Here is a 14,333-nt window from a genome sequence, read left to right as displayed (position 1 = left end):
ATGAATTTACAGGAAGACATAAAAACAGCAAGAACGGAAGAGTATTGGAGAATGCACCTTGGTGATGTCTCCAATGCTGAAGGCTCTTCTTTTTTTGAAACTCATATAAAGGATAGAAATGCAATCACCAAAGAGAAAGTGTTTCTCAACAAAGAAGCGGTTACAAAAGTTGCGGCGCTTTGCAATGATTCCGATGTTTTAATTTATAATTTTTACCTAAATATAGTAGCAATACTTTGTAGAAATTACCAAGAAGATATAACATTCGTATCTCCTACGGATCAATTTGATCATGTAGAAGCAAAAGATGAGTTATTTTTTGTACAACCAAAACTACTTCCTGAAACTACTTTTAAAGAGGCGTTTTCTGGTCAAAAGGAAAATCTAGTAGAATGCATCGATTATGCATTGCCTTGGACAATTATTCAGCAATATTTAGGTGATGAAGGATTGCTTGAAAAAATACAACCGTATAGTTTCATCATAGGAGAATCTGCGCATGCAGGAATCTTTGAAACAGATTTTATCAAAACGATTTTTAAATGTGTATTAGAAGAAACTCAACCTTACTTTGAAATTACTATTAAAGGGAATGTATACGATACAAAGTTATTGACATTATTTGGCGAAAACTTCAATGCAACATTGCTAGAAGTACTCGAAAAAACATACGAACCTATTGAAACATTAAAGTATAAAGGTGCGTCTGAAATAGAAATTTTACAAAATATAAATACGGTTACGCCTTATTTTTCATTAGAACGCAACATTGTTGAAATCATTACTGAACACTGTGAAACTTTTAGCGATAAAGTTGCAATAAAGCATAACAATGAGGAAGTTACATTTTCAGCATTAGGAACGTATACAAATAAATTTGCTTCATATCTTTTAGATACGTTTCAAGCAAAAACGGATGATCTTTTTGGAATCATGATGCAGCGTTCACCGCGAATGATAGAAAGTATTTTATCTATTTGGAAAGCAGGAAGCGCATATGTTCCTATTGGCGTAAATCTTCCGGATGAAAATCTAGCACAAATTATTGAAAACTCGCAGTTAAAAGCTATCATTACGGATGATGAAGCGATGCTGACACAACTTTCTAGATTAAATATTTCGATTCCGATCATTAATCTAAATGATATGCAGGAAGCATTGAAATCATTTTCTGAGGAAACAGTTTCAGTACGTATACAACCCAACGATTTAGCATATGTTATTTATACAAGCGGATCTACAGGAGCTCCGAAAGGTGTAATGATTGAGCACATTGGAATGCTAAATCATATGGGCGCAAAAATTCATGAAATTGGTATTGATGAAAATAGTATTATATCGCAAAACGCACCACATACATTTGATATTTCTGTTTGGCAAATGTTTACCTCATTGCTAACTGGAGGAACATGTATTATTTATGACAATGATGATATTATTGATGTAGAAAAATTTGCGACGAATGTTGCCAAAGATCGCATTACAGTATTGGAATTAGTGCCGTCGTATTTATTAATAATGTTGCACTTTTTGGAAAGTGAAAGAAAGAAAACTGAATTACAACTTAACAATATTATTCTGAATGCGGAAACATTAATCAAACCGTTGGTAAAAAGATGGTTAACGTTATATCCGAAAATTCCAATTATCAATACATACGGAGCTACAGAAGTGTCAGATGATACTTCGCATTACTTTATGGAATCGGTTCCGGAGAACTATTCTGTGCCTGTGATGACGATTCCAATCCAAAACTTTGAAGTTCATATTGTTAACGAAAACTTACAACAAGTTCCTATTGGTGTAAAAGGTGAAATTCTTTTAGCTGGACCATGTGTAGGAAGAGGATATTTTAAAGATGTTGAAAAAACTAAAAAAGCATTTCTTCATGGACCAATTGACGGATTAACGTCTCAAAAGAGAATCTATAAAACGGGTGATTCTGGACGATTCAATGCAGATGGAACAATGGAGTTCATGGGAAGGAACGACAATCAAGTAAAAATTCTTGGACATAGAATTGAGCTTGATAGTATAGAAAATTTTGCAGCGGAAATTAAAGGTATGAAAAATGTAAAAGCAGTCGCTTTCATTGAAAAACAACTGATTGTACTTTATTATATGGCTGATGCTGAAATTGACAAAACCTTGATTGAAAATGCGCTTGCCAAAAAATTACCTAAATATATGTTGCCTTCAAGATACATTCACATGCAACGTTTTCCATTAACAAAAAATGGTAAGATTGACAAAAAAGCATTGCTAAAATTAGGAAATGGCAATGAAGGTAGTGAAGTAGCATTTGTAGCTCCCGAAACTGAATTAGAAAAGGAGGTAGCTGAAATATGGATGAAAGTACTTGATATTACTTCCGTTAGTGTTAATGATGTATTTTTTGATTTAGGCGGACACAGTTTAAAAGTGATGCGTTTAAAAAATGAATATCAAAAAGCATTCAATATAAAAATTGAGCTAAAACAACTTTTTGAAAATCCAATACTTGCGTCACATTGTACAATTATTGAAGCTTCTTCACATACGGACTTTGTTACGATTGAACCTGTACCAATACAAGAAAATTACAAGTTGTCCAACGCACAACATCGTTTATGGATTTTAAGTCAATTTGAAGAAGGTTCCGCAGCGTATAACATTCCGTATACTATTCCTATTCAAATTGAAGACTTAAATCTTTTCAAAAAAGCGATTCATGCTGTTATAGATCGTCATGAAGTATTACGAACGGTTTTTAAAGTAAATGAAGATGGCGAAATACGACAATGGATTTTAGATCAGAAGACATTAAATTTTCAAATACAATATATAGAAGTAACGGATTCAGCTGCTGTACAACACTATATAGAAGTTGATTCATTTGAGCCATTTAATTTAGAAAACGGTCCACTTATTAGAGCGAGTATTCTAAAAACGGTTGATGACCAATATACATTCTATTTCAACATGCATCATATTATTAGCGATGGTTGGTCTATGGAAGTATTAGCAAAAGATGTAATGGAATATTACAACTATTACATGGGGAAAACACCTCAAGAACCAACTCCATTGCGTATTCAATACAAAGAATATACAGCATGGCATTTAGCACAAATGGGTAAAAATCATGAATCTCGTGATTATTGGTTAAAAAATTTATCAGGAGAATTGTCTGTGATAGATTTACCAACTAAAAAGTTAAGACCGAAAGTAAGAACTTATAAAGGAGGATTATTAACGACCTATTTGGATAAAGAAACAACAGATGTATTGAAGAATTATTCCCGAGCAAATGGAGGCAGTCTTTTTATAAGTTTATTATCTACATTCACTGTATTACTAAATCGTTATACCTCAAAGGATGATATTATTATAGGAAGTCCTATATCTGGAAGAGATCATATAGATTTAAAAGATCAAATTGGTTTTTATGTGAATACATTAGCTTTTAGAAATCAAGTAGATTCAAATGAGAATTTTGCTAGTTTGTATCATAGAGTAAAGGAAAATACTTTAGAAGCCTACAATCATCAGATGTATCCGTTTGATCGATTGGTAGAAGAATTAAATTTGAAAAAAGATACTAGCCGTAGTGATATTTTTGATGTCATGTTAACACTTCAGAACAACGCGGACAATACGAGTAATTTAGAAATAGATAAAATAGAATTAGACACTATTAAAGAGTATAAAAATGTTGCTTCCAAATTTGATTTACAATCGATATTTGAGGAAGTAGGAGATTGTATCTCTTTTAGTATGATTTACAATATGGATGTCTATGATGCGACTATGTTGAAAAAGTTAATGAAGCATTACAAGCAATTGATAACATCTTTAATAACAAATCCTGATGTTGCTATTGGTAAAGTAAATTATTTAACTGTAGATGAGAAGAAGAAATTACTAGAGAATTTTAATGCTACTGAAGTTGTGTATCCACAAGACAAAACCATTATAAATTTATTTGAAGAGCAAGCAGCAAAGAATCCTACTTCTATTGCAGTAGTCTTTGAAGACACAAGGTTAAGCTATAGAGAGTTAGATGAACTATCGAATCAGTTAGCACATTATTTAATCGATAATTATAGTATAGAGAAAGAGGATCTAATAGGAATAAAGTTAGAACGTAGTGAGTGGATAATCATTTCTATATTAGGAGTTTTAAAAGCAGGAGGCGCTTATGTACCGATTGATTCAGGATATCCAGAGCAACGCATTTCTTTCATAGAGGAAGATACAAACTGGAAGGTTTGTATTGATTTAAATGAATTGAATAACTTCAAATTAGCAGAAAAATATCCTTCTACAAAACCAGAAATAACTGTATTACCTTCCAATTTGGCATATGTAATATATACTTCGGGTACTACTGGGAAACCAAAAGGAGTTATGGTAGAAAATAAGTCTGTTATAAATTTAATTAACTACCAAACTCGAGAATTTAAAATAGATAGTAAGGATAATATTTTATTATTTTCAAATTATGTTTTTGATGCTTCAGTAGAGCAAATTTTTTTAGGATTACTTAATAGCGCAACAGTAGTAGTAATATCCAAGGAGTTGATAATTAGTGATGACCTTAGTTCATTTCTAAATAATCATGAAATAACACATTTACATGCAACACCCACGTATTTAGAACAACTAAGAGGTATTGAAAAATGTAATACTTTAAAAAGAGTAATTTCAGGAGGAGAGATTTGTAGCTTAAAATTAGCAGAAAGTATATCACCAAATATTGAGTTTTATAATAAATATGGACCTACAGAAACTACAGTTACTTCCATAGAATTCAAACGTAAAAAGAAATTAAATAAAGTATTACCTATTGGAAAACCAATAGGCAATACACAAGTATACATCTTAAATGATTTATTGGAATTACAACCAATTGGTATTGTCGGAGAGGTCTTTTTGGGTGGAGCAGGATTATCAAGAGGTTATCTAAACAATACAGAGTTAACAGCAGAGAAATTTATAGTTCATCCATTTAAAGAAGGAGAGCGATTATATAAAACGGGAGATTTAGCAAGATGGTTTTCTGATGGAAATATTGAGTTTATAGGTAGAAAAGATAATCAGGTTAAAATACGAGGGTATCGAATAGAAATAGGAGAGATTGAGAGTGCATTATCTGAAATACACGCTATAGAATCTAGTGCAGTTATAGCAATCGATTCACATTTAGGCACTAAAGAATTAGTAGCTTATGTAACTAGTAAAGAGACATTAAGTATAGAATATTTAAGAGAGGAATTGCAAAAGAGTCTGCCAGATTATATGTTACCTTCTTATTTTGTGCAAATAGAAAGATTTCCACGAACAGTTAACGGAAAAATGGACAAAAGCAAACTATTGGACATTGATGGAAACCAACTTGAAAGCAGTTTAGCACATATAGCACCTAGAAATGAAACAGAAGGAAAACTAGCGGCTATTTGGGAAGAAGTTTTAGACGAAGAAAAAGTAGGAATGAAAGACAACTTTTTTACGCTTGGCGGAAATAGTATCAAAGCAATTAAGCTATTGACGTTCATTAACAAAACATTTGAAGTTGATATCAATATTACAGATGTTTTCACTGATAGAACTATTGAAAATATTGCCATCAAAATTGCATTTATCAAAGGACAAGAAAAGTTGAAAGACTCTAAGGAAATGTATAAAGAAATAAAACTATGAACAATCTTTTAAAACAATTAAGCGAAAAAGAAATTCTTCTTGAAGAGGTTAATGGAGAATTGAAATTATTCTCTAAAACGGGAATAGTTGACCCAGAAACACTTGCGCTTATCAGAGAAAATAAAGAGAACATCATAGCCGAACTTCGCAAGGGAAATGCGGCTGTATCTAAGGAAATTCCGTTAGTGCCAAAACAGCAGAGTTATCCGTTATCAAGTGCTCAAAACAGTCTTTGGATTACGAGTCAATTTGAAGGTGCGTCAGTTGCTTATAATGTTTCGTATCAATTGCCAATTCAGCAACCTTTAGATGTAGCTAGTTTTAAAAAAGCAATGCATGCAGTTATTGAGCGTCATGAAATATTGAAAACGGTTTTTAAGAAAAATGAAGAAGGAGAAGTTCGCCAATGGATTTTAGATGAAGATGCATTAGATTTTGTAATACAATATAAAGATTACAGAGATGTTGCCGACAATGCAGTTGCTGTTAAAAAATTTATAGAAGAAGATTCTGGCAAAGAATTTGACCTTGAAAAAGGACCTTTGTTTAATGTATGTTTATTACAACTTGCAGATTCAGCATATGTTTTTTATTACAATATGCATCATATTATTAGTGATGGTTGGTCGTTGGAAGTTTTAGGAAGAGATGCGATGTCATTCTATGAAGCATTTGCAAAAAATGAAACACCAACGCTAAGTCCTTTGCGTATTCAATACAAAGATTTTGCCTCATGGCAAACAAATCAGGTAGATACTGACTCGTACAATAAGCACAAAGAATTTTGGTTAAACCAATTATCAGGAGAACTTCCATTTTTAGATCTTCCAGGGAAAAATATCACTAGCACACAAAAAACATACAATGGTAGATTGTTAGAAACGGTGGTTGCTAAAAAAGAAACGTTGGCACTAAAACATTTTGTAGCTCAAAATGGAGGAAGTTTATTTATGGCTGTGTTAGCCGCTTTAAAAGTATTGTTGTATCGGTATACAGATCAAAAAGACATTATTATTGGAACGCCAATATCAGGCAGAGATAATGAAGATTTAAGCGATCAAATTGGGTTTTATCTCAATACATTGGCATTAAGAGATACAATCAATCCAACAGAAAATTTTATAAGCTTTTACAACCGATTACAGAATAATATGCTCAAAGCTTATGACCATCAAGATTATCCTTTTTATAGTATTGTTTCGAATTTAAAAATGAAATATGATCAAAGTCGTAGTGCCGTTTTTGATGTCTCCATAACGTTTCACAATCTATCGGAAGATATGTATGATTCTAATGCAGAAGAAACTTCACAAAAAGATGAAACAATAGATTATGGTTTTGAGTATGTAAAACATGATATTGAATTCCATTTTCAACCTTTAGAAGATACAATCAATTTTAATGTAGTATACAACACAGATAGATATGACAAGGAGTTGATGGTAGATTTCATGCAACATTACAAACAATTACTTACTTCATTATTTAAAAATGTTGAAAAGCCATTAAGTCAAGTCAGCTATATTTCTGAAAAAGAAACGCATGAACTTCTTCATGATTTTAATAGTAAGAAAAATGCAGCTTCTGAAGAAACCTTAGTGAGCTTGTTTGCGAAACAAGTAAACTTAACACCAAATGTTCCTGCTGTGTTTTTTAATGAAGTATCACTTACATACAAAGAATTGGATGAAGTTTCCAATCAATTGGCACACTGTTTTATAAAAGAACACGCTATAAAACCACATGATCTTATCGCTGTAAAGTTGGACAGAAGTGAAAAGTTTATCATTACAATTCTTGCCATTTTGAAAGTAGGCGCAGCGTACATTCCAATTGATACAAATTATCCGCAAGAGCGTAAAGAATATATTCTAAATGATGCCAATGTAAAGCTACTTGTAACAGATTCAAACTACATTTTTGATTTGGAGTATTACGAAGGCAATCTTTTTGCAATTGATATTGATTTTGAAGCGGCTGAATATGACGAAACGCAACCAACAGTTGACGTAAAAACCGCTGACTTGGCGTATATCATTTATACAAGTGGTTCCACAGGAATGCCAAAAGGAGTTATGATTCAGCATAAAGGAATTGTAAATACGATGTTAGCTCAGATAGATTTATTTATCATCAATCCTGAAGAAAACAAACATTCGTTACAATTTGCTTCATATGCTTTTGATGCTTCTGTCTCGGAAATATTTATCACGTTGCTTTCTGGTTCAACTTTATATATGGTTGATGAAAATACGAGAAAAACGCCAGCACTTTTAGAACAATACATTATTGACAACAAAATTGACGTTGCAACAATTCCGCCTTCCTATTTAAAATTATTGAACGTGGAAAGCTTGAAAAATATGAACGTATTAGTCACAGCAGGAGAAGCAGCCGTTTATAACAAAGTGATGGAATACCTTGAATTTGGCGGTATTTATTACAATGCTTTTGGACCAACAGAAACAAGTATTTGTAGTTGTGTTTTTAAAATGACTAAAGAAACAGCAATTTCAGGAACTCAAATTCCTATTGGAATGCCAATTGCGAATGTACAAATGTATGTGTTAGATGCACATAACAATTTACAACCAAAAGGTGTTGTTGGCGAACTATGTATTTCGGGCGCAGGATTGGCAAAAGGTTACTTAAATAGTGAAACGTTAACGGAAGAAAAGTTTATAGCGCATCCATTTAACAAAGGTGAACGTTTATATAAAACAGGCGATATGGGACGAATGCTGCAAGATGGTGCCATTGAATTTGTTGGAAGAGTAGACGATCAAGTGAAAATTCGTGGACATCGAATAGAATTAGGAGAAGTAGCTTATCAATTAGAATCGAAAGAAGACATTGAAGAAGTTGCTTTATTAGTGAAAGATAATGAAACTGGCGATAAAGAGTTGGTAGCATATATCGTATCAGAAAAAGAACAAAACGCATCAGAAATTCGTCAATTCTTATCTGATAGATTGCCAGATTACATGTTGCCAAATGCATACATCCAAGTGGCTAAAATTCCATTAAATACAAGTGGAAAAGTAGCTCATGATACGTTACTATCAATGCAAGGAAAAAATATTGATAGTGGAACCGAATATGTTGCGCCAAGAAATGAAACGGAACAAAAAATACATGATATCTGGAGTAGTATTTTAAACATAGAAAAAATCAGTGTAATAGATGACTTTTTTGTATTAGGCGGACAAAGTATTTTAGGTATAAAACTCATTTCAAGAATACATAAAGAACTAGGCATACTCATAGAATTAAAAGATATTTTCTCAGAAAGAACAATTGCTTCCATCGCAGAATATGTAGAAACAAGTCAGCAATTAGACGCACAAGAAAATATAGAAGAAACAGAAAACAAGCTCATATTTTAAAAAAACCAAAACTTATTTAATGAATAACCTACAACAACTTTTTAAAAAGTTAAATACTGAAAATATCCTCCTAGAAGTCGTAGATGATGAGTTAAAAATATTTTCCAAATCAGGAACTATTGAAAATGATATTATTACTCAAATTAAAATACACAAATCGGAAATAATACAGCAATTAAAGAAAAGCACAGGTTTAGGAGCTATAAAAATACCGGTAGCACCTAAAATGAAAAACTATCCTCTTTCCAATGCCCAACAGCGTTTATGGATGATTAGTAAGTTTAAAGAAGCTTCTATTGCGTATAATATTCCTATGTGCATTCCTGTGAAAATTACAGATGTAACTAGTTTTAAAAAAGCATTGCAATTAGTTGTAGCGCGACATGAAATTTTGAGAACAATTTTCAAAGAAGATATTGAATTGGATGAAGTACGCCAATGGATAATTCCTGCTGAAGAAGTTGCACTTACTATTGAACACAAGGATTTAAGAAAAATGCCAGCTGAAGATAAACAGCATTTTATCAAGGAATATGCAGCAAATGATGCACTTACACCTTTCAATTTAGAATCAGATTTGCTATTTAGAGCAACCTTGCTTCAAATCACCGAAGATGATTTTGTATTATCGCTTACAATGCATCATATTATTAGTGACGAATGGTCTGTTGAGGTTATGTTTAAAGATGTAATGGAATTTTACAAAGCAGATACTGCAAATAAAGAACCAAAACTATCGCCTTTACGCATTCAATATAAAGAGTATACGTTGTGGCAATTGTCAAAATTAAAAAGTGAAGTAGGAGCAACTCAAAAAAAGTTTTGGTTAGCGCAACTATCGGGAGAATTACCAGTATTGGATTTACCTTCAAACAAGAAAAGACCACTAATGAAAACATATAATGGTCATTCTTTTAAAAGTTATCTATCAAAAGAAACAACGGCTGATATTAAAAAATTCAGTCAAAAACAGGAAAGTAGTTTATTTATCTATTTAGTATCAATCAGCACTATTTTGCTACATAAATATACAGTTTCAAAAGATATCATCGTAGGAACTCCAATATCAGAAAGAAATCATGTAGACTTAAAAGATCAAATAGGATTTTATATAAATACGCTTGTGCTGCGGAATCAAGTAGATTCTAATAAAGATTTTATAGCTTTTTACGATCAAATAAAAGCGTCCACGTTAGTTGCCTATGAACATAGTGATTATCCTTTTGATAGTTTAATTGAGAATTTAGGCACTAAAAGAGACATTAGTCGTAATCCTATATTCGATATCATGCTTACAATGCAAGATTCTGAAGCACAAGAAACAGAATTTGATGCAACACAAACAGATACTATTTGGGATAATGGTGCTTGTGTATCAAAATTTGATGTGTCGTTAACATTTAAAGAAGAAGATGGATATTTATCATATACATTGGATTATAATACAGATGTCTACGATAAAAAAATGATTCAGCAATTCATGAGACATTTTAAGTCGTTACTAAAAGCAACGCTTGATAATTCTACTAAAAAAATTGCCAACATTGAATATTTATCTAAAGAAGAGCAAAATTATCTTCTATACGAGCTTAATAACACCAAAACTGACTATCCAAAAAACAATACAATCGTTGAGTTGTTTGATGAGCAAGTACAGAAAACACCAAATGATATCGCTTTAGTATATGAAGAGAAACAGTTAACATACCAAGAAGTCAATAAATTATCCAATCAAATAGCAAACTATATACATCAAAACTATGCACCAAAACCTGATGAAATCATTGCAATTCATTTGGAAAGAAGCGAATGGTTGATTGTAGCTATTTTAGGAATATTAAAAACTGGCGCAGCATATGTACCAATTGATTTTCATTATCCTAAAGATCGTATTGAATACATGATGAATGATAGTCAAGCAAAAGCAATCATCAATCAAAAAATACTAGAAGATTTTATTGAAAATAAAGAGAAATACAAAAAAACAAACAGTAAGGACAACGCAAAAGAGAACAACTTAGCTTACGTAATATACACTTCTGGCTCTACGGGAAAACCAAAAGGAGTGATGATTGAAAATAGAAGTCTTATCAATTACAATGAATATTTCACAAAGACTTTTAAAATTTCAAACAAAGACAGTAGTGTCATGTCTGCCAGTATTTCATTTGATGGCGTACTAACAGCAGTATTTGGATGTTTATTATCTGGCGCAACATTGCATATAGTAAAAGAAGATTTGATAGTCGCAACAGATCGTTTTATAGACTACCTTATTCATCATAAAATAAGTTTCTTAAAAGGAACTCCAATACTTTTAAACCTATTAATCAACAACGACAAATTTTCAGAACTCTTAGAAAAAGGGAACCTAAAACTATTAATATCTGGTGGCGACAACGCAATTTTTTCAGATATAAAACAACTAGTTAACATACAAGGTTTACAAATAATTAATCACTTTGGACCAACGGAATCAACAATTGGTGCGACTGTTCAAGAAATTAATGCTGATGTAGTTGATAGAAACAATGTAATTGCTATTGGATCGCCAATTTCGAATACGCAATTATATATTTTAGGAGAAAACAATGATTTACTGCCAGAAGGTGTTGTTGGAGAAATTTGTATTTCAGGCGATGGATTAGCCAGAGGTTATATCAACAATCCGAAACTTACAGCAGAAAAATTTATACAACATCCTTTTCTAAAAGGACAACGATTATACAAAACAGGCGACTTTGGACAATGGCTTTCTGATAAAAGCATAAAATTTTCAGGGCGTAAAGACGATCAAGTTAAAGTAAGAGGTTATCGTATTGAATTAGGAGAAATAGAAAAAGCAATATCTACTATAAATGAAATAAAACAATGTGTAGTCATTGCAAAAAATAGCGAAGACTTAGTAGCGTACTACATTTGTGAGGAAATAGTAGATGAAATAGCTATAAGAACAACCTTAATGAAAAGGCTTCCAGCATATATGATTCCAAATTTCTTTGTGAAATTAAAGGAATTTCCACTAAATGCTAATTTGAAAATTGATAAAAAGCAACTTCCAAATCCACAGGCACTCGCACTTGAAAAACCAAGAATATATGTTGCACCTAGTACTAAAACGGAGCGAGAATTAGTTGCCATATGGGAAGAACTATTCAACATTGAAAACATTGGTATAGAAGAAGATTTCTTTTTACTTGGCGGACAAAGCATTTTAGGTATAAAACTCATTTCGAGAATACATAAAAGATTAGGAGTACATATAGAATTAAAAGATATTTTTTCAGAAAGAACAATAGCTTCCATAGCAGAATACATTGAAACAAGCATACAATTAGATGCGCAAGAAATTGAAGAAGAAACAGAACGAAAGCTCATTTTTTAACCATACTAAAATACCTTAAAATGAAAACCATAGAGGAATTGAAAAATAATATGACATTGAATGATACGAAAGCAAACGTACTTGAAAACAGTTCATTAATAGATCTTTTTACGGCACAAGTAGAAAAAACGCCTACTCATATAGCTATCAAAGCAGATGAAGTTACTTATACATATGCAGCTTTGGATGAGTTATCCAATAAACTTGCGCAGTATTTAATACGGGAACACAAAATTGCTCCAAATACTATTGTAGCCATAAAACTTGATAGAAACGAATGGTTACTAATAGCTATGTTAGCGGTATTAAAAGCTGGAGCGACCTATTTACCAATTGAAATCAAATCTGCTCCAGAAAGAGAACAATTCATTCTAGAAGATGCCAAAGTTGCTGTATTATTATGTTCCTCAGAGTTGCTATCAGAGACCAATTTTACAGGGAAAATATGCACTGTTGATTCAGATTTTGATGCAACTAAATACACAAACGAAACCATTAATAAGATAGATTCCAACGAACAAAACGCGTATATCATTTATACATCAGGTTCAACAGGAACGCCAAAAGGAGCAATAATAAGTCACAAATCGTTGATTAATTATTTGTTATGGGGAAAAGACTATTACCTCAATGGATTGGAAGAAGTTTCTTTTGGTTTGTTTACATCCATCGCTTTTGATTTAACAGTTACAAGTCAGTTTTTACCTTTAATAAGTGGCGGAACATTAACTATGTATCCATCGAGTTATGACATTATATCAACACTAAAAGCGTATATAAATACCAAACAGACATGTATCAAACTAACGCCAGCACACATTGCGGTATTAGATACATTAAACTTAAAAAGTACACAACTCAAAGTAGCCATTGTTGGTGGCGATGTATTGCACCAATCGCATGTTGATATTCTACTAAATATCAATCCCAACATGAAAATATACAACGAATACGGACCAACAGAAGCAACAGTAGGTTGTGTTGTATATGAAGTAGTATCAGGACAAGATATTATTATCGGAAAGCCAATACAAAATACACAAGTATATGTGTTAGATGAAAACTATTTAATAGTTCCAAAAGGTGTTACAGGCGAACTTTGTATTTCTGGAATAGGATTAGCGAAAGGATACTTTAATAATCCTGAATTAACCAAGCAAAAATTTATTGACAATCCATTTATAAAAAATCAAAAACTATACAAAACTGGTGATTTAGTAAAATGGGTTGATAAAGAAAATTTACACTTCATTGGAAGAACAGACGATCAAGTAAAAATTAGAGGATATCGCATTGAACTAGGAGAAGTAGAACAACAAATTATTCAAAAAGAACATGTAAAAGAAGTGGCAGTTTTGGTACATGAAGCTGAAGACGGAGAAAAACAGCTAATCGCCTACATTACATCTGCCATTGGAGAAGACATCACAGATATTAGAAACTTCTTATTAGAAAAAGTACCAGATTACATGGTTCCTAGTGTGTTTATACAAATAGAAAACTTTCCACTTACAATCAATGGAAAAATAGACAAAAAGAAACTCATAAAAACTGAGGGAAAAACGCTTTCCAATACAATTGCATATGTTGCTCCAAGAAACGAAATAGAAGAAAAGTTAGCCGTGTTATGGCAAGAAGTACTGAAGCAAGAAACGATAGGAATACATGATGATTTTCTTTCATTAGGCGGACAAAGTATTGTTGCCATAAAATTGATCACAAGAATTCACAGAGAATTTGAAATCTTATTAGAACTCAAAGATGTTTTTAGAGAACGAACCATAGAAAAATTATCAGATTATATGGAAACGATTATCATGCTAGAAAAGCAACAAAATACAAATGAAAACGAAACAGGACAAAAATTAATTTTTTAAAAA

General features: G+C 31.9%; 4 protein-coding genes. All 4 read left to right on the top strand.

Features of this window, described 5'->3' with window-relative positions; translation table 11 throughout:
* The 4 genes from IMCC3317_RS03630 to IMCC3317_RS03615 are packed head-to-tail and all read left to right on the top strand — an operon-like array spanning position 1 to position 14,330.
* A complete protein-coding gene (locus IMCC3317_RS03630; RefSeq protein WP_160128146.1) occupies positions 1-5,682 on the top strand; it encodes a non-ribosomal peptide synthetase in 5,682 nt (1,893 codons plus the stop codon).
* Positions 5,679-9,068, top strand: a complete 3,390-nt coding sequence (locus tag IMCC3317_RS03625; protein ID WP_160128145.1) for a non-ribosomal peptide synthetase — start codon at positions 5,679-5,681, stop codon at positions 9,066-9,068. Before IMCC3317_RS03630 ends, IMCC3317_RS03625 begins: the two co-directional genes overlap by 4 nt.
* A 19-nt stretch (positions 9,069-9,087) precedes the next feature.
* The gene (locus IMCC3317_RS03620) at positions 9,088-12,453 is read left to right on the top strand and encodes a non-ribosomal peptide synthetase (RefSeq protein ID WP_160128144.1); all 3,366 of its coding nucleotides are present in this window, start codon (positions 9,088-9,090) and stop codon (positions 12,451-12,453) included.
* Between the two features lie 20 nt (positions 12,454-12,473).
* Positions 12,474-14,330 (top strand): non-ribosomal peptide synthetase, encoded by a 1,857-nt coding sequence (locus IMCC3317_RS03615; protein ID WP_160128143.1) that lies wholly within the window; start codon positions 12,474-12,476, stop codon positions 14,328-14,330.
* Positions 14,331-14,333: the final 3 nt, after the last annotated feature.

Source organism: Kordia antarctica, from assembly GCF_009901525.1.
Lineage (GTDB): Bacteria > Bacteroidota > Bacteroidia > Flavobacteriales > Flavobacteriaceae > Kordia > Kordia antarctica.
Note: the sequence above shows the minus strand (reverse complement) of the source record. Positions and strands in the feature narration are given on the sequence as shown.

Excerpts from the sequence above, each read along its gene's own strand:
- IMCC3317_RS03625 (WP_160128145.1), top strand. The coding sequence starts at position 5,679 with ATGAACAATCTTTTAAAACAATTAAGCGAAAAAGAAATTCTTCTTGAA.
- IMCC3317_RS03620 (WP_160128144.1), top strand. The coding sequence starts at position 9,088 with ATGAATAACCTACAACAACTTTTTAAAAAGTTAAATACTGAAAATATC.
- IMCC3317_RS03615 (WP_160128143.1), top strand. The coding sequence starts at position 12,474 with ATGAAAACCATAGAGGAATTGAAAAATAATATGACATTGAATGATACG.
- IMCC3317_RS03630 (WP_160128146.1), top strand. The coding sequence starts at position 1 with ATGAATTTACAGGAAGACATAAAAACAGCAAGAACGGAAGAGTATTGG.